This is a genomic window from Candidatus Kryptoniota bacterium (genome assembly GCA_036567965.1).
Lineage (GTDB): Bacteria > Bacteroidota > Ignavibacteria > Kryptoniales > JAKASW01 > JAKASW01.
Window position 1 is genome coordinate 113,832 of sequence record DATCTN010000018.1, and the last position, 25,667, is coordinate 139,498.

Sequence of the window (25,667 nt, forward strand, 5' to 3'; positions counted from 1 at the left end):
TGATAGGAGGAACGTCATAGCCGCAATCGAATCGGCAGAGCTTAATCTCGCTTGACAAACTCGGCTATCGAATGGACAACGTATTCCAGTTGATCGTGCGTCAGTTCAGGGAATATTGGCAATGCCAGCGAGTGTTCCGCGGCATAATTTGAAACCGGAAAGTCTTCATCCTTCGCGTGCAGGTTGGCAAAACATTCCTGCCGATGAAATGGAACCGGATAATATATTTCCGATCCTATCCCGTTATCCGACAAATGTTTCTTCAGGGCATCTCGCTTCGAAACCCGAATGACATACTGGTTGTAGATATGATAATTCTTAATCTGATTTGATTTGTAAACCGCTTTCGGCAGAAGAGCTGCGTTTCCAGGATCAAGTGCTACTCGCCCCTCAGCGTCGGCGAGTCCTGATGATATGAAGATCCTAGAATACTCAGCCGCATTATCCTTTCTCATCTGGGACCATTTATCAAGGTGAGGAAGCTTCACATTTAGGACTGCCGCCTGTATTGCATCGAGCCTGAAGTTTCCACCTATTACTCTGTGAAAGTACTTCGGCTTCCCGCCGTGAACTCTCATTATTCTCAGCTTCTCTCCGAGATCATCGCCGTTCGTGACGACCAGTCCGCCGTCTCCAAAACCTCCCAAGTTCTTGCTCGGAAAGAACGAATAACATCCGATATCACCGATGGTCCCTACTTTTCTGCCGTCTTTGTACTGGACTCCAATCGCCTGCGCGCCGTCCTCTATCACTTTCAATGAATGCCGCCGAGCGATTTCCATTATTGGAGACATGTCAGCACTCTGTCCGTAGAGGTGAACTGGAATTATTGCCCTTGTTTTTCCGGTGATCTTCCTTTCTATGTCATTCGGATCAATATTGAATGTAACGGGATCAATATCGGTGAATATCGGCTTCGCATTCATTCTTGCAACCACGCCGGCCGTCGCAAAGAATGAAAATGTGGGGAGAATAACTTCATCTCCCGGCTTGATATCGACTGCCATCAGGGCAATCAACAGGGCGTCTGTACCAGATGAAACGCCGATCGCGTGTTTGGCACCTAAGTACGAGGCGAGGCCCTTTTCCAGTGCTTCTACTTCCGGTCCAAGAATAAAGTGCTGCGACTCGGCGACCTTGAGCAGCGCTTCGTTGATCTCGGTCTTAATTGAAGCGTACTGTGCTTTTAAATCCAAGAGTGGAACTTTCATCCCGCAATCTCCTTCACGATTCCATTTTGAAGTCTGTATTTCTTCTTCGATTTTTCGCAGTAAGCAACGCCATTTCCGTCAAACTGCAGCCTCTTGCCCGCTTCACTGAACCACCCGGCAACTCTCGCAGGGTTGCCGACGACGAGAGCAAAATCAGGTACATCCTTCGTCACAACAGCACCGGCTCCGACAAAAGCAAACCTACCTATGGTATGTCCACACACAATTGTGGAGTTCGCACCGAGCGAGGCTCCTTCTTTCACGAGCGTGTTAATGTAATATTGCGCCCCGACCTGAGGATACTTAGATCTCGGATCTTTGATATTGGTGAATACCATCGATGGACCGCAGAAGACATAATCTTGGAGCGTCACGCCCTCGTAAACGGATACGTTGTTTTGGATCTTTACATAATTTCCTATCGTCACATTATTCGCAACATTCACATTCTGTCCTATCGTGCAATGATGTCCGATTTTTGCACCCGATTGTACGTGGCTGAAGTGCCAGATTTTGGTGCCTTCGCCGATTTCGACATTATTGTCGACGACCGCGTGTTCGTTAACGTAGAACTTTGCCGGCTCTGAATTAGATTGCATTATCCCTGAGACTCCTTTCAGCTTTTTCAAGTATTTCCAATACCTCAAGGGCATGCTTGCCATCGGTAAGAGGTCTTATGTTGTTCACGACAGAGTTGCGAAAATGCAGCTGCTCCTCAGCAAGGGGCTCTTTCTCTTCGTGGTTTATGACTTCGAACTCGCCGTCGAATTTCTCAATGGTTCCATTTGCGTTGTTGAACCGCTTCGGGTAGAACTTCAACTTGTCTTTCGGTGCACTGTCCTCGAACACCATCATCCCCTTGTCCCCGATCACGACGAGCCTCTGCTCTTTGAACGGATGGAGCCAGCTCACGAAAATATGCGCATGCACATTGCCGGGATAGACGAGATAAGTCACGGTTGAGTCTTCAAGGTTAGGTTGGAGGAACGATGCACCGCGTGCGTAAACGTCGATAGGATTGGATTCCGTCAGTAGCTGGACAATCGAGATGTCATGGGGCGCGAAGCTCCACAGGATATTTTCTTCCGTCCTCACCGTCCCGAAATTGAGCCTGTTGCTGTAGATGTACTGCAGCCTGCCGATCTTGCCTCCCTTCACCAGCTCCTTCAGTCTCAGTACTGCGGGATGAAAAAGGAGGACATGGCCGACCATGAGTTTCAAGCCGCGATCCTCCGCAATCTTCCGCAGCTCCACCGCCTCCAGCGAATGAAGCGTGATCGGTTTCTCGACGAGTACGTTCTTGTCCTTCAACAGAAGAGACTTTGCGACGGCGAAATGCGTCTCTGCAGGTGTAGCCACGATCACGGAGTTGATTTCCCTGTTGCAGATAACGTCATTGAGATCGGTCGAAAATCTAATCTTGTCGGAGACCGACCTCACCTTCGCTGCCGCCGCCGTACTTGAATCAGCAACGAGCATGAGCTTATCGCCGAAAAGTCGGTGGGCCGTCCGAACGTGGTTGATTCCCCACCTGCCGCAGCCTATGACGGCTAATCCGAAATGGTCGTTGCTCAACGATCCTCCGGGCTGATCACGTCTTTTGAGCAAATCGCGCCTTGACGACAGAGTTTCCCTTTGCTAGGTTCCCGGTGTCGACGATGGGACACTTGAACTTCGAGAAATTCGCGCGTCATTCCGATCTCAGGGATATACGGGTCGTTGTAACTCACTTCGGCGCCCTTTTCTTCAAGTTTCTCTATCAGATGGAACGACGGCGACTCCCTGTAGTCGTCGACATTCGCCTTGTAAGCAAGTCCGGGGATGAGAGGCGAACCCACATAGCCGAGGCCCACCACACCGACCATGAATGTCTTGTTTTCAATTTTTTGAACCAGCTCTTCCTCCATGAGAAGTAGATCCTTTTTGAATTAGGGTGGCTTCAATTTAACAATTTGTCTGATATGGAACGAGGAATAGAATGGGTTGCACGCTTCGACCGACGTGTGGAACAGCTTCTAATTCAGCTTCGCCAAGTGAGTCACCCTTTTAGATTGATCCAAAGCATAAATGCCACCGAACACCCCAACATGGTACACACGAGCGGGCAGATTGGCTCCAGCCCTTCGGGCCGGAACTTCCCTAGGCTCTTTTCAGTAGACATTACGCCCATCTGATTGTGGTGGATGTATGACCTTATCAGGCGTCTGATCACTGCGGCCGCACGACTCGAAACGAAAGCGCGTCAGAGATGGCTTTCGCTACCGGAATCATGTTTAGGGCTTCCATAATGCGTTGCTTCTGCCTTGAAAGTGAAATCGAGTTAAGTCTCGGTCAAGATCGCTATAACCACGCCTACTTTTCCCCTATGACTAACGGCCACGTTTGACGTCCCACTTCCATACAAAGAGTTAGCTCGCTCAGAAAGTTTCATCACGGGAATTTAGCGCTCAAGATTGGGCTACAGACCCACTTACAGCCAGCACAAGCCTAACATTCTTCCAATTGACTGACCTTAGCGGGCGGGTGAATTGCACAAGAAAGGCGCAAGAATTCGACCTGACCTACAAGATTAAATAGCCTTCTGGTAAATGTAAAAATCAGATATCGATCCGCATCCGTTAGCGAATGGGTGCGGGTTCGGTATATGCTCGATCAGCTTGAGCTCGGGGTGATTTCTGTCGATCCAATCCGAAAACTTCCGCTGCTTTAAGTGCGCGGGCCTATTCTTCGTTTGCTCATTCGTATTGGACGAATAGATAATAACGAATCGAGTCGCGGATGTAATAAGGTCTGTCATGTACTTCTCAAACACCGGATCGTTCACCAAATGGTAAATTACATCAAGCGAAATCGAAGCCTCTGACTGAGCGTCAGGATGCTTGTACTTCGAATCATAGAGTCGGAAGCTTTTGGTCGGATCTCCCGCAAATTTGTGTTTGCAGAGTTGGATCGCCTTTTCAGAAACATCTAGACCCGTATAGCGTGGAATCTTGAGTAAGGAAAGTTGGTTGCCGTCACCGCAGCCGAAGTCAGCAACCGATTGAATCTTGTGCTTCTCCACTATCGAATTGATGACATCTGCCTTGAACTTGGCGAGCTCGCCATAAGACCCGTCCCCGGAGTTGCCACCGTTCGCATATCGCTTCTGCCAATAGTGTGTGGCATTGAACGGTACGAGTGCCAGGTAGAAGGGCCTGAAGATGCGTCTGAGTCTTGATTTAAATCCCATTCAACTAATCGATATTTATGTGATTAAGGTGTAAATGTCAAGGACACCTCACAAGAGGCGCGTGAACTATTGCAAAATGAGTATCGAGAGGCCCGCATGCAAGCTGTCGGTCCTCACAGTAACTTCAGTATTCTATCCGGCAACTCGGACACTTAAGTACTATCGGCTGACTCCGCCCATTCGTCCCTTCTTTGAAAACCACCGAATTCAGGCAACCGCATTTCGGGCATATGGTTTCTCGCTTAGGATACACGAAATCTTATTCGAGTACCTTACCCGCCGTCCTGTCTTCCAACTTTCTTCTCCTGCGTTATTTGCTAGCCCACCGCCCGGCATTGGGTGCTGTCTCAATCTGAGGTCCACCGTGACACTATTTCTCATGCCAGCCGCGCTTGGAGAGTGCTTGACTCCAGCTAGGATCCAGCACCTGCTTCGGGATTCCGGCTGCCCTCGGAACTACATTTTGAGGCGGAAAAGAGACAGTGTCAAGCGTTCCTTTTCAGACAGAAAATGATTTTCGATTCAGAGCGGCGAGGAGACAAAAAATTAATACGACGGAACGAACCGGGGCCGTTCGAATCCTCAAACGCGATCGTGCTTCGCTAACGCGGTGGGGTGAGTAGACACCTGAAACGAGACAAAATGCCGGTGTCATGCGAAAATGTGAAAGGAGCGGCGTGGGCTTTGAGAGGCAACAAGGTATCACGCCCAGCTGCCAGAGGACTGAGACGAATCAAGACGATGTTGCCGGATCTCCACAAGGAATCCAGCATATCAGAAGTCACTGGTCGATTGACGTAGAAGCGCGGGGACGGAGAAACCTCGAGCCAGATCGATGGACAAGCACGGAGGAGGCTGTCGAGCGGGAAGGATGATCTCAACTCAGTTCACGGTGAACGTGAACGACGTCGATCGGGAACCGATGTAAGGTCGACCTGTTTGATCGGTGTTGAACCTATCCACGCGCCATTGGTAGGAGTGATGAGAGATCAAACGAGAAGTGGCCGAACCATCGAAGTCAAAAAACCTTATGGTAAATGTACCGCCAAAGCTCTGAAACCTTGGAGTTATCCAAATATATTTGTTCGGGAACACCGCCATGTCCGTCATCCGAATCACCGTGAAACCGCCTGCGGCATAGTCAATCCACTTTAGGTTTGCGTCTCCGCTATCTATGAAGGCATGGTTCTGTGGAAGGTTGAGTGCGGATCTGGGCCACAGTGTATAGTTAATAGTATCTGACGGATCGCTCATGCTCCCGTCTGACAGGTAGCTTCTAAGGTAGTAGAAGTACTTCTTGTCAGTCGTCAGAGACGCGTTGTCGACGACTGAAGTATCACTTAATGACGACGCCACTGAGACGTTTGCGACTATTGAGAAGCCCAATGGATTCCCGCCGGGGTCTGATGTATCCGCCCGGAAAAGTTTATATCCCGCGGCATCGGGGACAATATACCATTGCAAATAGATTCCGCCGGTAGTCACGTCCTGGCCAATTCCGGTTTCAGCAATTGAGTCAGGCTGGGATTGTGGGACGAACTTCGGCGCAGCAAGAGATGCCGTTTTAGGAGCGGTTGTGGAGCAACTGAGCGAATAGATTGCCATCCCGGCGACAGCTATCGCCCTGACAAATGCTTCTCCCCTGAACTTGCTCATGGCTTCAGATTTTGTCTCCGATGGCACAAATGCAGAATGTAAAGGCAAAAGGAAGAATGATACGGGCTACGAAGCGGTGAATGAATTCTCTGTCTCTGTTCTCAGTCGAGAAGTATATCCTTCCCGTTTTGGCGGATGGATTTGTTTGCGGCTTCCAAAATGCGCACGACATTCAGACCGGACTGGCCGTCGGATTGAGGTTTTGATTTTCCCTGAATGCTTGAAATGAAGTTCGCGCACAATGCGGCAAGCGCCTCCGTCCCATCCAGTTTCGGAGCAAACATATCGCCCGTCCGGTACTGTATCAACGTCTGGTAAATTCCCTCGCGGGTTTTTATGTCCACGCCTTTGTCATACACCTTGACCTTCTCACTCGGCTCGACGTCATCGTAGAGAATCATTCTCTTCTGTCCGCCGATGAGAATCTGTCTCACCTTTACGGGGGCGAGCCAATTCACATGGAAGTGTGCGATAAGGTTGTCCGGGAATTTCACGACGACATAGGCGACGTCTTCGACGTGGTTATAGTGGGAAGTTCCGTAAGCGCTGACCGCGACCGGTTTCTTGTCGATCAGGTAATCCATAATAGAGACATCATGCGTAGCAAGGTCCCATATTACGTTTACGTCGTGTTGAAACAGTCCGAGGTTAACGCGCACAGAATCGAAATAGAACAAGTCACCAACGTCGCCGGATTCGATGATCTCCTTGATCTTTCTCACCGCGCCGGTGTAAACAAATGTATGGTCGACCATAAGGACCAGGTTCCGCCCGGCGGCCAGCGCGCATAACTCGTCCGCTTGTGCCACCGAACTTGTGAGCGGCTTCTCCACCAGTACGTGCTTTCCCGCTTCGAGAGCTTTCTTCGCAAGTGAATAATGCGAAGAGACGGGAGTTGCGATCACCACAGCATCGACGTCGACAGAATCGAGGAGCTTCTCGAAGTCCTTCTCAAATTTCGCTCCTGGGAGTCTTTTGGAGACCTGGAATAATCTCGTTTCGTTCACATCTACAGCGTATACTTCCTTTACACCATCCGTTCCAAGAAAATTTCGTACCAAATTCGGACCCCAGTACCCCAAGCCAATCACGGCAACTTTCATTCCGGTATCCCTCCTTTGTCCAACAACTCGTAGATTTCCATCAGGCAGCCTTTTCCTCCGGCTCTTTCGAGTACAACAAAAGCTCTTTCCCTTATGAAACCGATCGCATCCGACGGGCAAAACGAGTACGGCAGTGCCTCGAAACACTCAACGTCAGGCAGGTCGTCGCCGACATAAATTACCTCGTTCCTCGCGATACTGTTTTCCATAAGGAATTTACTTATCAAAGCTAACTTCGAATCGTGCAGTGAATGCAGAAACTCGATCTTCTTCGATTCTGCAAGCGCCTTATTGACGCGATCGTCGGCAGACACAAAGATAACACGGAGTCCCGCCTTCCTGAACAGATTGATCGCCGTGAAATCCTTGTCACAGAACGACTTTGAAATCACATTGCCGTTCAAATCATAAGTCTTGCCCGAATCGGTCAGGACTCCATCAATGTCGGAAAAAACGCACTTGAACTTAATCTGGTTGAGAGAAGAATTCATTCCAGTATCTATACATTCTCACTAGTTTGTAGTTCAGATCTTCGGGCGGAATTTCCCTTTGCTTCAATATGTGAAGCAGCAGCAGCGGCGTGTTCAGACCCGCACCGATAGTGCATGCAAGGGCTCCGGAAAAGCGGGGGTTTAGATCGAAGAAGTAATTTCCACTTGCTGTCTTAATGAACTGCATGTTCGCCGGCCCGATGACCCTTAGAGCTTCGCCTATTTTATAGGCTTCCTTCAGTGCTCCATCGTCGAGAACCACCTCCGCCTTGTAAGCGAGTCCTCCCTTGGTCTCAATCCTTTTTCTGACCAGACCAGCAACGGGCCGCGAGTTGAAGTCGAACATAAGATCAATTGTAAATTCTTCTCCTTCAAGGCACTCGGTAATCAGCGGATTCTGGATTTTTTTGAGATAAAACGCGAGTTCCTCGCGAGAGCGGGTCTTGTAGACGTCTATCGATCCCCTGCCGTTTATCTGAGGCTTGACTATGAAGGGTACGCTCAGCTTTGCCGCCTCCCCGGCCGAAAACACTTTCGGCGTGTGAATGCCGATCCCGGTCAGAAAGCGATTCATCATCAGCTTGTCGTCGCAGATATCCACGGTCTCCGGAGAAGAGATCACTATGCGGCACCCGAGAGTCTTCAGGAAATCCTCACGCGATTCAGAAAGCTTCCTGAACTCCCAGTCGACGATCGGAATAACTGCGTCCACCTTACATTCGCGGACTATATTTCCGATGCGCTTCATAAAATCCGGGTCGCTCGCCGCAGGCACCGTACAGAACTCGTCGCTCATGAACTTCCCCGCGTTTTCAGGATTCATGTCATAGGTAATAATTCGGAGCAGCTTGTAGGATGTCTGTTTCCTCAGCCCCTTGATGACCGATTGGCATGTAGCCGTTCCCGCGCCTGAAATAAGGACAGTAATTTGATCGCCGTTCACTACTTCGCTCCTCGCTTGAAAATGATTGCGGGGATGGTCTTGAGAATTAATTCCAGATAGAGCCAAGGAGACATATTTTCGATCATGTAAAGATCCATCACTACCATATCGTCAAATGAAGTTTTACTTCTTCCGTGAACTTGCCAGAATCCTGTGCACCCCGGGAGAACACGGTCCCTTTGGTGGTGCCAATCCTTGAAGGACTCGTACTCGTAGGGAAGCACAGGTCGTGGTCCGACGAGGCTCATGTCGCCCTTTAGAACATTGAACAACTGAGGCATCTCGTCGAATGTCATGGCGCGCATCAACCTTCCGACCCAGGTTACCCGCGCGTGGTCGATCACCTTATCGACCTTGCTCCCATTGCCCTTCATGAATTCCAGCATCATCTCTTTCCGCTTCGTGTCTTCCTTGTCACTGACGTACATCGACCGAAACTTGTACATCTTGAACAGCTCGCCATCCATCCCGACGCGGTCGTGTGGATAGAGGACGGGACCTTTCGATGTCAGTTTAATCGCGATCGAGGCGATGACAAAGAAGGGCAGCAGGATTGTTAACCCGATCAGTGCAAGAATGATATCCGAGATGCGCTGATAATATTTTGTAACCGACGAATAGAGCCCGCGCGTCACTGTGACCGTCGGATGGATCGTATAAGCTTCCGTAGTCGTCACTTCCGTGATCGTCTCGAAGAGGTTGGAAACGACCTTTACGGTCGAGCCGGTGAGTTTGGCCTGTTCGATAAGCGAAAGCATCCGGGAGTGCGATATGTTGTCGATCGCTATGACTATCTCGTTACATGAATTGGAGTGTACGAGATAATCGAGGGATGAAGTGTCCCCGAGAACGCGGAACCCGTTGAGCACGCCTGTGCCCGCCGGGATGGTATCATCGGCGAAGCCGACTATCTGGAGGCCGAGGCCTTTCTTAAGTTCGATGGCGGACGCGAAGCGGCGACCCGCGTTCCCCGCGCCAACGACCAGCACTCTCCTCCTTCTCACGCCAGAGGATCCGATTTTGTCGAACACCGCCGGCAGGATCACTATGCGATAGAGCCAGAATGCAAATAGCAGGCTTGCAAAGAAGTATGCGAAGGCGAGTCTACTCGGAACCACGATTATGAACTTGGTCATGAATCCGCCCACGATGTAAACGACCGCTATCGCGATCATCGACTTCAGGAGGAGAATTGCGGATGCAGACCTGTCGAGAAAAACATTGATCTTGTAGAGACTGTTGTACTGGAAGATGAATCCGGATACAAGCGTGAGGATGACAGCCGGAAACAGCTCCCTCGGCTGGATGTACCCGAACCTCAGCCACGTCGAGCCCATGAAGCACAAGTATACGACCAGCAGGTCAATCAGAAGAAGCGTGAACTTGTATGCGGCAATACGAATTGCCATCAGCTGCTCTTCCTGTTAGTGAAGAATTCGTGAATTGTATCGGAGACATATTTGGTTTGCTCAACAGAGAGCTCCGGATACATGGGTAAAGATAAGCCCAATTCAGCTAATTGCTCTGTGACAGGGAACTCACCATGCCGGTATCCGAGATGCGCAAAACACGGCTGAAGGTGAAGCGGAAGAGGATAATGCAGGCCGGTGGCGATTTCCCGCTCATTCAGGAACTTCTGCAGGTCATTTCTGACCTCTGCACCCGACTTTGCAATTAACGGAGCACGGGAATTCAGGCGCAAGACAAACAAATGATAAACGTGTTTGGCATACGGCATCTCGGCAGGAACAACTACTTCAGAAATATCCGAAAGCAAATCCGAATATCGTGCGGCAACCTTTCTCCTGGCTTCTGTCCAACTCTGAAGATATCCCAGCTTCACACCGAGCACTGCCCCCTGCACTGCTTCCATTCTGTAATTGTGCCCGAACGATTTGTGAACGTACTTTTCTTCCGCGCCATGATCTCTCAGCATCCTGAATTTTCTTGCGAGATCGTCATCGTTCGTCGCGACAGCTCCCGCCTCGCCGTACGCACCGAGGTTCTTCCCGGGATAGAACGAGAACGAGGAGGCCTTCGACAGGCCGCCCACTTTCTTTTTATTGTACTCCGCAATGTGCGACTGCGCGCAGTCTTCAACTAGAAATATCTTCTGCCCCGATTTCCGATTCACGAAGACGCCCGGCTCACTCACTTCAAAATTCATGATTGATAATTGAGAGCTGATTCCATCCATGTCAGCCGACTGTCCGTAGAGGTGAACGGCGACGATTGCTTTTGTCCGAGGTGTTATCACGGGTCCTACTTTTTCCGGATCGATATTGTAGCTCTCGGGATGGCAATCAACGAAAACGGGTTTCGCACCGCAGAGTGTTGCACCCCAGGCCGTTGCTATGAAAGTGTTGGCGGGAACGATCACGTCATCTCCGGGCCCGACACCGAGTGCCCAAAGCGCCATATGATTTCCATCTGTCCCTGAGCTTACACCTACGCAGTGTTTCACACCGTGAATATCGGCGAACCGTTTTTCAAAATCTGAAACGGTCTTTCCCAGCACAAATGATGTGCTTTCAAACACGCCGATTACAGCATCGTCGATCTCCTTCTTGATTGAGTGATATTGAGCTTTCAAATCGAGAAACGGGACTTTCATTTCAATTCTCCGAAGAGTGTCTTGTTCAATCTTGCCTTTGGGTGTTCAATTTAATTCTTGTTTATTAAAAGTGGTGCCGCGGGGAATCAGAAACTGTAAACGGGGAAGTCGAGGAGTCTTCGAATTCGGACCCGACGGAATGCCATCATGTTCGATTTTCGGGCAAATCGGGGCAAATGCACACGATATATTTCAGCTCAGAACCGGGAAGACAACGTATTGCGAAATCGCCGAAGATCTGATTATTTCAGAAGGAGCATCTTCTTTACAGCGACGAATTTCGGAGCGCCATTGGTCGGGGTTGCTTCCATCTGGCAGAAGTACACGCCGCTGCTTACCATCGTCCCGAAGTCGGTATCACCTCGCCACACAACGGAATGATCGCCGTGAGCGACATTGCTGCGCTCCAGAATTGTTTTCACCCTCTCGCCAAGAACATTGTAAATTCGAATCAACACGCTACTCTGAAGAGGAAGGTAGTATGAAATCGTTGTCGCCGGATTAAAGGGATTGGGATAATTCTGAACCAGCTGGAAAGTGGAGGCGACCTTCAAAGCAGGCGGGACCGCTGAGTCATTCACATCCTGACCGAAGTTCAGATCAGCGACCTGCACCGAACCTCTTATTGAAAACCCAAGTATTCTACGGACCGTACTTCCCCACTTGACGCTGGTCAGGTCGAGGTCGAGATTTCTAGCGAATGACGTCCAGCTCCCTGAACTTGCCGCGTTCCCAATATAGATTGAAATTGTGTTGTCCGGATTGATCATAGATGCACCGCTCCCCGGATAGTAGCTAATGTATGTCGAAGTGCTGTTGTTATCCACCAGCCATACTCTCAAGAGATAAGGCGAGCTGCCTTTTACAGAAGCGGTGACGGTATTCGCAAGCCAGCGGCCGTATTTGTCAATGCCGAAGTCCAGGCCGCTCTGAGAAGAAACGCTTAGCTTCTTCGCATGGATCGTGGAGTCAAAACCGACAGATATCGTCCCGCTCGCCAGACTCGCCACCCAGCCGTGGTTGAGAGGAGAATCGGAATAATTAAGCGAATCCACGACAATCGGGTGGACGCTTATCCAGTAGGATTGCGTGTCGGCATCTGCGAACTGGTCTCGCACAACTATGGTGACGAGATGTGTCGTCGAGTCGGTAATGGGAGCAATTCCCGAGAGGATTCCGTCGGCCATCATGGACAACCACCTTGGACCGGTGAGAAGCGTATAGGTCAGGGTGTCATTCACATCGACACCGATTGAATAGACGGGTGAATAGTACGTTGCGTTGGGTGCGACGACAGAGTCAGGAGCAGAAACGATCTGAATTGCCGAGGGATGAACTCCTTCGACATGTATTGCAGAAGTGATAGAAGCAGTGTCGCCATGCTGGTCGGCTGCAACGATTGAAACGGCAAACACACCCGGTACCACTGGAGCTACGCCTGAGAGCGTGCCATTGGCGCTGATCTGCAGCCAGGCAGGCGCTGTCAGGAGCTGATACGAAATGGGATCCGCCGGATACATACACGCAGTCACCAACTGTGTGGAAAAATTTCTGCCGACGGTAGCCATCGTATCCGGCAAACCAAGAATACTGATAGGAAGTGTCATCTTCTTCCTAAGAAGCATTCCGCTCACCTTGACCGTGCCACTCTTGTAGCTTGTGCAAATCACCGCGATGTTTAGGGTTGAGACATCGCTAGGGATCACAAGGCTGGTATCATGGTTCGCAGATCGGTAGAGAGTGTAGTTTGTCCAACCAGCACTCGTCGCAGGAAATGTGTAAACCTGATTTGGATAACCGGTCATTGAGAATGTTACGGTTATAGTGTCCCCGGTTGCGCCCTTTGTCCAGATACTGAAATCGTTCTGTCCCTTTTCGACGCCTGCAAGGTCGGTGATCGTACAGAAAGTTGCTTTCGTTGAAACGGAGAGGCTGTATCCACCGTCGGATAGGAGTCCGTCGGTGCTATCCAGCACGGACGTCGGACTCATCCAGTATCCGTCAGGAACTTGATTGTTATCGAGGTCAACATTCAGCGGAGGCATTATATTCACATATGGGTCCTGAGGAACATCATAGAGAAGATGCGTCATCTCCCCGACTGTCTGTACCTGGATTCGACTAGAATTCTGACGGCACCACGCCAGGAGGCTGTCCATGCGGGAGACATAACCATTCCAACCTCCAAGTAGTTCATTGAAGTGGCTATGACCCATAAGGAAGTAGTGCCGTGCCACATTGTCGGCAATCACGGATTCGACAGTCTTGAGCTCCCACTGGTCCTCGTAGAAATCGCCCCAATTGATCCTGAATCTGGTGTCCTGACTCGAGCCGGACTGATCGTAGCATTTCAGACTGGCGGTTGGAAACGTTTCAGCTGAAGTGTACCCTCGCTCGTTTCCGTAGATCTGTTCTATCTGAGTGGGTTGAGCAAAAGGCCACATTCCTCCAGGCTGGATCCAAGTGGCAGGTCTTGCCAAGCTGTGGGCATCACAAAGCTGAAGCGTCCTGTCGGCGAGGAGTTCGAGTGCCGCGGTGGTGACCTTGACATTATATTCCCCCACGAAGTGGCACCAAACGCCCATAGTGTCCTTGATGGGAACAGTCTCCCACCAATAGCTGAGCAGCTTGAGCGTGTCGATGTTGGTGGAGTCCGACGCGTAAACGTTCGAGAGGTCACCGATGCTGTAGAGTTGATGCGTCCCCGGGATATAGATGCCCCAGAGAGTGCCGTTCATTTTCACGAAATCTCTGAAAGCCCCCGGATCGATGCTGTATGCCATTCCGCCTATGATACTAATGACGCATCCGCCTGGTGCAGCCTGACCGTTGTAGAGAGAGGTATCGATGTTATGGTCGTAAGTGAGGCAGACGGTGTTGCCGTTAATGTGATCTACTCCGGGAGCGCCCGAATAGGCCGTTGTGTCGTCTACTCCGAAGAAAAGCGTATTGTGATTGGGCGTGTGGTCAGCCATTTCGTGTCCGCTTGCCTGGAGGTTTCTTATCATTTGAAAATAATCTTCGACGCCCTGCTCCAGTTCCAGGTTTTGCGCGAACGTGAAATGATAACCGTACTTGTCGAAAACCTTTGCGTAGGAATACCACTCACTGATGGGGTGATCGTCATCCACTCTGAAACTGACTCCGCCGATCTTGAGATTATTCGGGACGTTTGATACGTATGACTGAGCTTCAAGGGTTCGTGGTACGGCCCATAAGGCGCACTCAAGGGTGAGGAGACCGCAGATAAAAGAGATATATTTGATCATAACTTCAATCACACCTCAGAGTCTTGCTCAAGAATTTGATAAGATGCAGACAATGTCACGAAAAACTCACGGGATCGACCGCCATGCTGGAACTGGAAGGCAATAAAACCGTGGTTAGCGCTTAATTAATCTCGTTCTCTGTCTAAATTACCGGACCCGATTCGGTATTCAATCCAGGCTGATGCTGGCATTCTCCAGCCGCAGTTTAGCGCGGTTTTTGCGCGCGGCCTGCTAAGATCTAACGACCCCCCAAACTGGAAGTTGAGCGAATTCCGAACAGTATCCTCATCGAATCAAATGGATCGCAGGGCGTTCACGCATTGGTGAATAGTACGAAATGTCCCGCCTCGATGCAAACATTCCTCTATAATGCGTATATAGAGATGAGTGAAACCGGGGAATTCGTTTTCGTTCATTCTTTCCTGGTGCCAGTTCAAAACTAGCACCCCATCGCTCGATTCAACTTCATCGATCACGGAGACGATTTTTTTCCAAGGCTGCAATACAGCACATATATCCATCAGGGGAAGAGGAACAACGAAAAAGCCTGGAGCGCCGGGTGGAGAGAAGACGCCACGTTTTCCTCCTTTGAAACCTATGTCTCGAGTATAGCCATATGAGGCGTCGTAAAGAAATCCAGCTTTGCTCTGCAATCGCCACGTTTTGTCATCAAGGTTGAGATAATGTTGCCGAATCCCAGCAACCGAGTGTCCGACAACTCGTTCAAGGACTCGTTTCTCCTCTGTCAAGAGATTTACATCTCGAAATGAGCGATAGGAACCGTGGACGCCAATCTCCCATCCATTCGAATCGAGATATCTTATCATCTCCTGAATGCGCTCATCGCGGATGTCATAATTGCCCAACGAGAGTTTCCAGTTCGAGATCTGGAGCGGATGCCACGGAATAGATTCGTTCAAAAAGAAGAAGGTCGACTTCACTCCATAACGGTTCTCTATGTCGATGACTGTCTTGAAGTTCCAGTACGGCTCTTCAAGAAAGAGCGACCTGACATGGTACAAAAGACGTCCGAACTGAAACCGCGCCAACGATTTCAGAGAATGCGAGATGTACTGAAAGGACTTTCTAGTCCGATCAATGTCATGCGACAATGCTACGCTAAACATACCGGCGGGCGATTCACTTATTAAACGCAGCCAGGAAAATATATTTTGGGATGTCGAGATAAGCTCTCTTTCTCCACGACCCGATTCCCTGACTCATTCGCAGATTTCTTTTCGGTGTCAGACCTTTCCGAACCATCTGCATCTTCATTTGATCATCAAGCTTAAAAGGAACCCGACACAGATCGGATTTGATATGTGCATCCGTACCGGCAAGTGCAAACTTTCCGAATTTGAGACGCAGTTGCTCGGCATATGCGTTGAATTTGGGATTGAGGCGCGAATTAAATGTCTCGATAAAATCAATCGAATCCTGAACGTCTCTTTCGTGAATTCTGAACAAGTCATGAGAGCGGTAAGGATGCGGAAGACAGACCAGGCCCCCCTGCTGCTTTATATTTCCGCAGACGGTGAAGAAGTCGCCCGGAGGCACTGCAACATTAAGCGGAAAGCCAATGATGTCTCCGATATCAGTCGATACTTCCTCACCGATTATCACTTCGAAATTCCGGAACCCGCGATCATGCACGTACTCTCGTGCAGCCAATGCGCCATCGATCGTGTCATGATCAGTAATTATGAGTAGCTCAACGCCGTTCCTTATACAGGCATCCACCATTCCACCCGGATCGATCAGGGAGTCGAACGAGTGGCGCGTGTGGACGTGAAACACTACGACTTTATTCTTTAGCCAATCCATGAGGATATTTCTTTTCACGTATAATCTTGTATCCGGTATTCAGAACGTTGAATCCCACAACAAGTGGATCATCAAAATGTACATCAGTATGAATGACGACCTGCCTTCTCAGCTTTCTAAATTCCGCTCTCTGTGTCCGCGAGGAATGGATTGACCATAAAACATCGTGCGGCCAAACCCACCGAAAATATACCTCCGGCGTGTATGAGCTTTCGGGAATGGGTCGATTCAGAGCGAGAAGATAATGCAAATAAGGGAAGTTTATGCCGGCCTGGAAGCTCAATTCGAGAGAGCCCCAATACTTTGGATTAATCTCCATCAACTTGAACTCGCCGTCCGAATCATCTTTCTTAAACTCCACCATAGCGACGCCGTGCCAGTTGAGCGTCTCAAGTATAAGCAGGCCTGCCTCAAGCAATCTCCGATCGTAGAAGCTCTTGGCAAAAGTGCTGGCTCCACCCGTTATAGGAAACTCGTGAAGTCTTTCATGCATGAAGTACGAGATACACTTGCCTTTATCAAACAGAGCGTAGAAGCCGAATCCCTTACCTCTGATGTATTCCTGGATAATGGGAAAAGATTTATCCGCCGGATAGTTCTCGGTGAGACGCGCGAAGGATGCGGAAAGTTCTGTGAAGTTGTTGCAGTAAACCACACCGCCTTCATCATAGTTCGCTTTCTTGAGGACACATGGAAAGTGAATAGCGTCCCGAAGGTCCGACAGTTCTTGGCAATTCTGAGGATAATAAGTCTTCGGTGCGGGTACTCCGATGCTTTCAGCGAATTTGAAAGTTCTTCTTTTGTCCTGTGCAATTGCAATAGATTTCTCATCCGCGATCGCAACGTGCGTAAGTTTGGTCAGGCCATTCAGATTACTGCTCACGGTATGAAAAGCCAGATTGCCCACCGGGAGTAGGACGTCGACTTGAATTTTCGTTAGAATCTCAAGCAGGACGTTACTATACGCTTCCGCGATCCTGATTGCACTACCCGCATGAGATATTTCCCGCCTGAGGAATTTCTTGTCGACAATCCGCGAGAAAAGAGTCATGGATAGATACCGACTGCACAGAACCCCAACTTTCAGATTCTTGCTTTTGAGCGCCCGGGCCATCGCATAGGTGTGCTTGTAATGACCATCGGTCAGGAGCACGTCGAGATTCATTCAGCGTCCACCAGGGATCGAACCGGGTCTTTCATGCAAGGCGTCTCATTACGTCAAGCATCACTTCTCCCTGATTTTGCCAGGAATAACGCTGAGTAAACCGCCTTACATTCTTAGCTACCGAGGCTCGAAGGACCGGATCGGCAATCAACATTCTCAACTTGTCCGTGAAATCGCCCTCCACCCCGGGGTCATAGTATTGAACCATGTCCTCATCGAAATACCGCTGGAGGATAGGAAGACGCGGCGCCATCGCCGGTACTCCTGCCTCTGCCAGTTCGAGCAGCTTTGTCGGAATGGCGAGATCAGAATAGTAGGGCGCGTTCACCATGGGGACGAGCCCAATGTCGGCGAGTTGAATCTCTCTTGCGATTCTCTCGATCGGGAGGAGACCATACATCTTCACGACTTTCTCCAGGCCCAAATCCGCGACCAAACCTCTAAGCATCTGCGCATCGGGACCATCGCCGAAAATATCGAGGCGAAGATCGTATTCTGCAGACAGCACTTTCACACTTCTTAGTACGAGAGTGAGATCGTACCATCTTGCCAGAATGCCCTGGTACACCATTCTGAGGGCCCCGCTTTTCTCAGTCCTGACCAAGGACTCCCTGGAGAATAAATTGTCGTCGATAACATTCATTACAATACTAATGTCGTTTCTCCCTGTTCTAGACTGTAGAATCTCCTTCACAGGATCGCTTACCGTCATGACCTCATCCACGAAACCCACGGATAACCTCTCAGCCAGGCAGACAACTCGGTAGACCAAGCTGCGTTTGTTCAGTTTCCATCGGTTCAGAAAGAGGTCAGGCAGGACCTCATGCATATCCAAAACGAGCCTTGTTCCAAACAGTTTCGGTATGAGTCCCGCGAAGACAAGGAAGTCAGGCGGATTATGGAACTGGATCACGTCATATTTTCTTATGAGACCCGGAGGGACCAAACTAACAGAGACAAGAAAAAGGAAGGCAATGTACTCGAACAGATAGACAACAAGAGATGCCCCCCTGTGTCTTTTGACTCTCAGTCTCCTTATGTGAACACCGTTGGCGAGATCTCGGAGGGGTTGATCTTTGTCGCGCAAACAAAAGACGACTACTTCAACGCCGTTCCTGACCAGAAGCTCAGCCTCCCTCTTAACCCTAGCTTCGCCTACGGGAAAGTAGGCATGGACAACCATGGCAACTCTTTTGGGCAGATGCTGCGCATTCATCTCATCATTAGTCATAAATCTTTGGATCCCTCATGCCGCAGATGGTAATTTCCTGCCAAGCTTTGTTTCCCCAGGGATAAATTAAGTGAAAATTTTCGTGGTACAAGATAGGTTGATTCAATTCCGATCGTGGTTGGATGGAAGGCCTGTGATGGTCTCATAAACCCGTGCTATTCTGCTCGCTGTCGCCTCAAGTGAGAGATGTTGGATCTTGGTGTGCCCGTCAAACGATCTACGGTGCGAAAGATAAACCTGTTCCAGTGCATCGGCGATGGCGCGGGGTGTGTCTTCCACAATAAAACAATTGTCCGCGCTATCGATACGTTCCTTAGCGTATCCCACATCAACAGACACCACTGGCAGGTCGCATGCAAGTGCCTCCTTCACGACGTGGGGACCTCCCTCGTGCGACGAGGTGACTAAGAGGCAGTCGACCGAGTTCATATATAATGATACCCTATCCTGAGAGATACCATCTATGTCAATCAGTGAGACATTCTGATACTCTTCACGCAATAAGGACACTCCCTTATTAGCAAGCCAGTATCTCTTCACGCCGTTTGATTTCGTGCCGGCAAACAGTACGTAAAACGTCTTTGGTGAGAGCGAAAGATCTTCCCTATTCGAAGCCCTTTTAAAGAATACTCTTTGGTCAAGTCCTTCTGGAATTACATGGGATTTTTTGGAGACAAGAGACGCCATGCGCGCAGATTGAACTATGCTTGCAGATGAAAGCCTGGAGAGTATCTTGCTTAATCCAACGTGAACTATCCTGCTGAGTTTTACTGAACTGCCATCAGCTCGGCATTTGCCGTACACGTCACTACCAACGTACGTCACGACTACCGGCAAAGATGAGCTAAGCCTCGCTACCCAACCGACATACATATAAAATGCGTGAATCACATCGTACTTCCTGATTCGCAACTGGCGCTTGATCTGAGACACCCCCGTTAAGTACTTGATATAGCCATTGCCCTCAAGAACGCATACGTCGCATTCTATGCCCATACCGCGAAGCGATTCGACTTGAAGCTTTATGTTGATGTGTGTCTTGGGATTAGCATCAGTCGGATAGGCCGATGTGACAAAGAGGATTCTCATCTTATTGAAGGGTTATGGAACGGATCGTTCTACAGTCCCCGAGACAACCTTTCGAAGACATCCTTTGGACGGAGGTCTTTAAATGCGAACCTAGCGCCATTCAGGCTCGCATGAAGCATAGCATGAGATCTGTCATCGGCTTTCTTCAACTTCCAGTAAGCGGCCTTTAAAATGAAAATAGCGAGCGATAAAGACCTCACCACGAATGCGGCTGGTGCTCCATAATATGTCCTGAAGTAGTAGTACTCGCCCTGTTTATATGCAGGGATCAGAGCCGCGTGAACCGCCTTTGCACTCGCAGACCCATAGTGATAAACGTGTGCCCGGGGGTTTAAATAAATCTTGTAGCCGGCTCGTTGGGCAAGCGTCGACAACGCTGCGTCATCCGGGGTTCCAAAATAGTACTCGTCAAAATAATTAAGCCGTTTAAGTACGTCCGATCTCGCCACAAAACAGGCACCCGAGACGCAATGAGTAATAGTAATTTCCCCGCGTGAGTCGTGGGAAGGTACGGATCTATTAAACAGTCTGTTTAGTTTGGAAGCGGCGCAAAACCATTCCCAAATTCCCAGACCCGGTCGTCCGTACATCTGAACGGTACCATCGAAATTCAATATCACCGGGGAAACAAATGCCGCATCGGGTTTTTCTTTGAACGTTTCAACGAGAGTTTGGAGACAGTTGTCCGAGAAGTACGTATCGTCGTTCAAGACCATGGAGTACTTCCCCTGAGCCTGCCTGAGCGCCACGTTCATGTTCTCAGAATATCCATTCAGCTTGCCTATTTCTACAAATTGAACAGGAGAAAATTTATGCTTCAGCTCGACCAATCTTGATCGATCGCATTTGTAGGCGACCACTATTAATTCCAATTTGAGATCCGCTGCGAAACTGTATATAGACGTTAAACATGGGTCCAAGAACTTCATGTCGCCCATCGACGTGATCGCAATTGTGAGGTCTGGGATGTCCATTTGGGTCGTCTTTTATCCGCTAGGCCTGCACTGGCTGCGGGACGTTCGTAGTCATCTCGTAAGATTCTCGTCGAACAAATCTGGATACCAAGAAATAAATCACTCCCCAGACCTCTATAGTGTCGCCCAAGGTGGCCCACGCTCCGATGATGCTGAAGAAGAACAGTGTGAAGATGAATGCGTAAAACAACATCTTGGGCTCGCTGGCTAAGTCAGAGAGAATCTTCTTATCGAGCAGCCGCAGCAGGAAACCGTAGACGATGAATCCTAGGAACAAGCCGATGTCTCCCCAATTCATATAGAACTCTCCCCATATCCCGACACGAATACCGGTATCAGCCCCCCAAATGTTTTGGGCTACATAAGCAGAATAGACCGAGTAAGCCGCCTTATCCATTCCGAACAATTCGAAAACTTGTTTCGGTATTATGTTCGTAAAAATGGGAAGTATTGTTTGCCCGTAGAGAAAATCCGTATAATGGTACGAATTCCTTAGGAGCACAAAATCTCTGTACTCACCTCCCATGGAGTAGAGAAATCCAAGCGTGTTCGCCGCCGGTGATGATGCAACGTCCGACGTAGAACCGGCTATCGTGGTTTGTCCCCTAAGCACCTCAAAGAAGAAAGACAAGAAAGCCACCCCGATGAGTGAATAGAGTACCACTCTGGACGAGATACGTTTAAGAAGCATGAAGTAAATTCCAGCCATGACAAGGGGCAGAAATACAAGATGTCTGGAACCGATGCCCACGCTTATGATCACATTCACGATCATACAGGCAATATTAATAAGTCGCGGTTTATAGCCTCTAATCAAATAGATGAAGTTGAGAGTCAGCAATGCCGAACTGAATGCAAGGAACTTTGCGAATGGAAGCAACCCCGCGACCTCGAACCGCTCATTGCCGGTTAGGTTTGACCAGAAGATCGGGATTCCGCCGATCGCATAGAAATTCACGGCGTTGAATACGGTGCCGATGGCTGTGCCCCAGATAATCCAAATAATTAGACTGGTGCCATCAAATCTCACAATAGCAGGCTTTGGCGCGGCCTCTGACTTGTAAAAAATGAGAGAGAGAATGAGAGCCCCGAGTGACAGGAACACTAATCTGTTCGCATTATACGGATTGATCGCGACGTAGAACCCTGCTAGTGACTGCACCAACGCAAGATTCAGCGTCCCGAGAATCGGATAGATGAGCAGAATCAGCGGAATGATGAAGATCGGACGCAGAACGAACCTGTCCTTCATCCGCCGGTACAAAAGTATCATGAGTATGAAATCGAGAGCAAGAATGGGGACCGGAATGTAGTCCCACAACAGGCCCAGAGCCTCCGTCATCCTCTACCTACTTCACAGTCTGACCACATTTCACACTTCCCTGCCTTCCACTTCCTTGAACAACCACTGTCGATAGAGAGAGGCATCGAAAAGATTTACGTTCACTTTCCTCAGTGCAATATAAAAAGCGGCCGTTATATATGTTTCAGTTATGAGCCAGGACGTAGCCGCGCCCAACTCCTTCATGGATGAATCTAGTACACAGTTCAGAACGAAATTGACGACAGAACCGATCAGGATGATCCTGAGAAATGATTTGTCCAGATTCAAATTCAGAAGCCCCTGGATCCCGAAGACCGCGCTGAGTCCCGTTATCAGCGGGAAGAATGACAGAAGCCTGAGAACAACGACCGTCGGACCGAATTGTGACCCGAACACAATCCTCACGATAAGCTGAGAGAAAAGGAGCGTGACCAGGGAGATCGGCAGCATTGTCACTACCATTCCAACCGTCAGCTTCTTCAGCGCCATGATACCTCTGTCTTTGCTCTCCTTCATCATCTTCGCGATGTGAGGAAACATCGCCTGAGAAAGAGCGCTTATTGTAAGACTCTGGAGAACTATCGTTAGCTTCGACCCCGCGGCAAAGAAACCGACCCTTTCCTTTGTGGCAAAGAATGCGAGTATAACTGTATTTGAGACCGTGTAGAAATTTACGAACACGGTCGACACGAATAGTGTGAACCCGCTTTTCAGTTGTGACCAAACCTCCGCCATCCGTGGGAAGACCACTTTACCCACATACTTCTGCGACGCGTACACAAGTGACAGAACGCCGACAACGACCTGACCGACGGACAGAAGAAGAGGAACAACGATATATTGATCCTCCCGGTGGAGGAAAACAAACACACCTGCGGTGGTTATTACTTTCACGATGAAGGTGAAGACAGCGCGGAGTCCGAGCTTCTCAATGCCCTGAAAGAACCATGTCGGGAACGTTACAGTTCCAATTACATAGAGATAACTAACGACCATCACGGACATGTTCTCGCGGATCTGAGGTACCCAGAAGAGCGCCGCGAGAAAAGCAGCAGTTGAAATGAAAAACAGGAATGCCCGGCTCCAGATCACAGTCCAGAAAATTTCACTAATCTTCCCCGGATCGGACCTGTTTTGAGCGATCTCCCTTGAAGCGGTGAAGTCGAAGCCGTACATAATCAGAAGGACGAAATAAGTTGTGAACGCCTGGGCAAATGATATGATCCCATAATCATTGGGACCTATCACCCGGACTATGTACGGGACTGTGATAAGCGGGAGTATCGAGTTCGCCGCCTGGAGCACGGAGAGAGAGAACACGTTCGATGCCACCTGGCGGTTATCGCCGCGGCGAATGAACTGAAGTGCTTTCCTAATCAATCAGTAGTTCCCTTACCGATCAGCCCTTGCTGACGCAATACGGATCGACTGTGAATCAAACTCTGATGCTCCCACAACAAAGGAGCTTTATACTCTGGATTTATTCCAGCGTCGGATATGATCATCAGATACGATATTCGGAAGGAGAGTCAATCTTGAGATGTCGGGCGGCTATTTGGATAGTGTGCTTCTGCAGAAGTTCTTGACAATATCATAATTCGGTGTGCCGGGAGAAGGTGTCGTGTAGACAAAAACAATCCCGGCATCGGTGATCGCTTTCGAAAGCGCATCCTGTAGATATGACGCTGATGCCTTTCTCCCCGACCACGATGAATGCGGGGTGAAATAAATGCAGGGGATCACCAGGGCATTCGGGAATGTCTTCCAGTAATCGTTGATTTCGATCGGGAGACTCGAAGCCGAAATACCGTAGACCGGATCGAGCTGCGCATTATCCTGGTATCCCCAAAGCACAGCCTGTATGATCGGAGCGTATGCACTAATATTGATCGTCTTCAGATCCTCATGATAGATAACCGCCCCGAACAACAGAGACTGGTTTATAGCTTTCGCCGCGTTTACTACCTGCTGTGCGTATGAAGGTGTGAAGAGGTTGAGATTCCTGTCGAAGTCATCGATCATCCATAGAGTCAGGTTCGCATGGCTTTTCGAGATGTTAGCAATCTCTTTTGCCCACCTGACGTAGTCAAGTCCGAACGGCGGATACTTCTGATCCGAGTTGTTTTTCGAAGAAACCGTGGGCGCTTCGCTGGGCGGTACAAGGTATGCCCAGACTTCTATGCCGGCGCTCTGCGCGAGCGAACAGAAATCGGGAAGCGCCGCAAAGTCCTGTGCGGGGTGAGGATAAATCAGATAAGCATAACAATTGACACCAAGGTCTTTCAGCCGCGACACCATTTCCTTGATATCCGGTACGCCGTCTAGATTGTACTTCATCCCGGCGTACGCCACAACTAGTCTGCGTCCTGCAGGAAAGACAGAACTGCTGGTCAAATTCCGGGCGACTCCCCTGTCATTCTCCTGGCGCAAAGAAGCGAGCCCGGAGATGTCCTTAATGGCGATCTTCTTGGTGAGAGACCCGACGGTTACAGTCAGTGATCCGCTTCCTGTCGCGCGGACCTGCGTGACGTGAAGAGTGTCGCCCGAATTAAAGGTGACCTGAGTTTGAAGCAGACTTTCACCGTTCGCACCTTTACAGGAAATGGCAGTAGTTCCTCCCGTGGGAACACTTGGCTTCAGCAGAATAATCAACGGTGCCAGCGGATTGTAATAATATGTCCCGGCGTAAGTGAATGCCCCGTCCTGACTTAATCCGAAGGAGACCTGGAAAGGTAAACGTACCTGCTCCGATAAAGACGAGAGAGCGACCCCGGGGCGATTGTCATTCTCCTTAGCTATCTGAACGTTGTCGATAAAGAACGAGCCGGAAGTCAACGGCCCGAAGAAGATTGTTGCGATCCGGTCTCTGAAAGCTACGTCGCTCACGTTGACGACGACGCGCGTCGGCACATCGGGAGTCAAGGTGAACTGATAGGTCCGTAATCCTTCACCGCCTCCTGGCGACTTCAGCTGAACAATCATGTTGATGCCGGAACTGAAATCCAAAGGGAGTGCTACCACGTCGAACACCAGCGCCTGATAGGACGACCAGTCGGAACTTGACGGGCGCACATAGAATCCCGGCGGGTGTGATGGATCGACATTCAGATTTGACACGTCAAGTTCGGCAGATTGTTTTCCAGAAATCACAAAATACTCGGAGCTCAGCTTCAGAGAGCATCCTCTCGACGAGTAAACCTGGAAACCCGATCCGCTCGATTCTTCAAAATCTTCGACTGTCGTGGGGTGAAGCAATTCCTGGGCGTTGACATTCAACCCAAGCAAGAAGAAATAGAACATAGCAAGCAGGAGTGTAGTACGATACACAGTTCCGGTTTTCATAGCGGGCATTTTAGTGAAACCACCTTCAATCCAAACATCGAACTTCAATCCAATTCAAGAGAGATGACTGGTTCGCCTCTATCAGGGATTGTCTCCCGTCTTAAATTCCAACAACCAATCAGGTTTATTAGCGCCTCCCAGCGCTCAGAATTTCATCGGACTTCGCACCGGATAAAAATGATTGTGAATGCCGGGCTCTTGG

20 protein-coding genes and 1 pseudogene are annotated in these 25,667 nt (G+C 49.6%); all 21 read right to left on the reverse strand.

Translation table 11 applies throughout. The features are described from left to right. Nucleotides 1-41 precede the first annotated feature (41 nt). The 21 genes and pseudogenes from VIS48_07645 to VIS48_07745 all read right to left on the reverse strand — a co-directional run bounded on the left by VIS48_07645 (nt 42) and on the right by VIS48_07745 (nt 25,474). The gene (locus VIS48_07645) at nt 42-1,211 is read right to left on the reverse strand and encodes a DegT/DnrJ/EryC1/StrS family aminotransferase (GenBank protein HEY9166017.1); all 1,170 of its coding nucleotides are present in this window, start codon (nt 1,209-1,211) and stop codon (nt 42-44) included. Beyond that, nucleotides 1,208-1,810 carry a DapH/DapD/GlmU-related protein gene (locus VIS48_07650; protein HEY9166018.1) on the reverse strand — a complete coding sequence of 201 codons (603 nt, stop codon included), beginning with the start codon at nt 1,808-1,810 and terminating at the stop codon, nt 1,208-1,210. The genes VIS48_07645 and VIS48_07650 overlap by 4 nt, the downstream gene beginning before the upstream one ends. After that, entirely contained in the window at nt 1,800-2,786 is a 987-nt protein-coding gene (locus tag VIS48_07655; GenBank protein HEY9166019.1) for a Gfo/Idh/MocA family oxidoreductase, read from the reverse strand. The genes VIS48_07650 and VIS48_07655 overlap by 11 nt, the downstream gene beginning before the upstream one ends. A 98-nt stretch (nt 2,787-2,884) precedes the next feature. Beyond that, a pseudogene (locus VIS48_07660) lies at nt 2,885-3,037 on the reverse strand (UDP-glucose/GDP-mannose dehydrogenase family protein). Between the two features lie 743 nt (nt 3,038-3,780). Further along, entirely contained in the window at nt 3,781-4,440 is a 660-nt protein-coding gene (locus tag VIS48_07665; GenBank protein HEY9166020.1) for a class I SAM-dependent methyltransferase, read from the reverse strand. Between the two features lie 882 nt (nt 4,441-5,322). Then, on the reverse strand, nt 5,323-6,096 hold the full coding sequence (locus tag VIS48_07670; GenBank protein HEY9166021.1) for a hypothetical protein: 774 nt from the start codon (nt 6,094-6,096) through the stop codon (nt 5,323-5,325). Nucleotides 6,097-6,197: 101 nt separating this feature from the next. Further along, on the reverse strand, nt 6,198-7,199 hold the full coding sequence (locus tag VIS48_07675) for a Gfo/Idh/MocA family oxidoreductase (GenBank protein ID HEY9166022.1): 1,002 nt from the start codon (nt 7,197-7,199) through the stop codon (nt 6,198-6,200). Continuing rightward, nucleotides 7,196-7,690 (reverse strand): hypothetical protein, encoded by a 495-nt coding sequence (locus VIS48_07680; GenBank protein HEY9166023.1) that lies wholly within the window; start codon nt 7,688-7,690, stop codon nt 7,196-7,198. The genes VIS48_07675 and VIS48_07680 overlap by 4 nt, the downstream gene beginning before the upstream one ends. Then, a complete protein-coding gene (locus VIS48_07685; protein HEY9166024.1) occupies nt 7,665-8,633 on the reverse strand; it encodes an ATP-grasp domain-containing protein in 969 nt (322 codons plus the stop codon). Before VIS48_07685 ends, VIS48_07680 begins: the two co-directional genes overlap by 26 nt. Further along, on the reverse strand, nt 8,633-10,042 hold the full coding sequence (locus tag VIS48_07690) for an exopolysaccharide biosynthesis polyprenyl glycosylphosphotransferase (GenBank protein ID HEY9166025.1): 1,410 nt from the start codon (nt 10,040-10,042) through the stop codon (nt 8,633-8,635). Before VIS48_07690 ends, VIS48_07685 begins: the two co-directional genes overlap by 1 nt. Continuing rightward, entirely contained in the window at nt 10,042-11,247 is a 1,206-nt protein-coding gene (locus tag VIS48_07695) for a DegT/DnrJ/EryC1/StrS family aminotransferase (protein ID HEY9166026.1), read from the reverse strand. The genes VIS48_07690 and VIS48_07695 overlap by 1 nt, the downstream gene beginning before the upstream one ends. 242 nt (nt 11,248-11,489) lie before the next feature. Beyond that, on the reverse strand, nt 11,490-14,516 hold the full coding sequence (locus VIS48_07700) for a putative Ig domain-containing protein (GenBank protein HEY9166027.1): 3,027 nt from the start codon (nt 14,514-14,516) through the stop codon (nt 11,490-11,492). Nucleotides 14,517-14,809: 293 nt separating this feature from the next. Beyond that, the gene (locus VIS48_07705; protein ID HEY9166028.1) at nt 14,810-15,565 is read right to left on the reverse strand and encodes a hypothetical protein; all 756 of its coding nucleotides are present in this window, start codon (nt 15,563-15,565) and stop codon (nt 14,810-14,812) included. Between the two features lie 91 nt (nt 15,566-15,656). Further along, nucleotides 15,657-16,340, reverse strand: coding sequence for a PHP domain-containing protein (locus VIS48_07710; GenBank protein ID HEY9166029.1), 684 nt, complete (start codon nt 16,338-16,340; stop codon nt 15,657-15,659). Next, nucleotides 16,321-17,505, reverse strand: a complete 1,185-nt coding sequence (locus VIS48_07715) for an ATP-grasp domain-containing protein (GenBank protein HEY9166030.1) — start codon at nt 17,503-17,505, stop codon at nt 16,321-16,323. Before VIS48_07715 ends, VIS48_07710 begins: the two co-directional genes overlap by 20 nt. A 31-nt stretch (nt 17,506-17,536) precedes the next feature. Then, nucleotides 17,537-18,736, reverse strand: coding sequence for a glycosyltransferase (locus tag VIS48_07720; protein ID HEY9166031.1), 1,200 nt, complete (start codon nt 18,734-18,736; stop codon nt 17,537-17,539). Nucleotides 18,737-18,838: 102 nt separating this feature from the next. Then, nucleotides 18,839-19,825, reverse strand: coding sequence for a glycosyltransferase (locus VIS48_07725; GenBank protein HEY9166032.1), 987 nt, complete (start codon nt 19,823-19,825; stop codon nt 18,839-18,841). 29 nt (nt 19,826-19,854) lie between these two features. After that, on the reverse strand, nt 19,855-20,799 hold the full coding sequence (locus VIS48_07730; GenBank protein ID HEY9166033.1) for a glycosyltransferase family 2 protein: 945 nt from the start codon (nt 20,797-20,799) through the stop codon (nt 19,855-19,857). Nucleotides 20,800-20,818: 19 nt separating this feature from the next. Continuing rightward, nucleotides 20,819-22,141, reverse strand: coding sequence for an O-antigen polymerase (locus VIS48_07735; protein HEY9166034.1), 1,323 nt, complete (start codon nt 22,139-22,141; stop codon nt 20,819-20,821). Between the two features lie 30 nt (nt 22,142-22,171). Beyond that, complete coding sequence (locus tag VIS48_07740; GenBank protein ID HEY9166035.1) at nt 22,172-23,503, reverse strand: flippase; 1,332 nt, start codon at nt 23,501-23,503, stop codon at nt 22,172-22,174. Nucleotides 23,504-23,674: 171 nt separating this feature from the next. Beyond that, entirely contained in the window at nt 23,675-25,474 is a 1,800-nt protein-coding gene (locus tag VIS48_07745; protein HEY9166036.1) for a hypothetical protein, read from the reverse strand. Between the last annotated feature and the right edge of the window lie 193 nt (nt 25,475-25,667).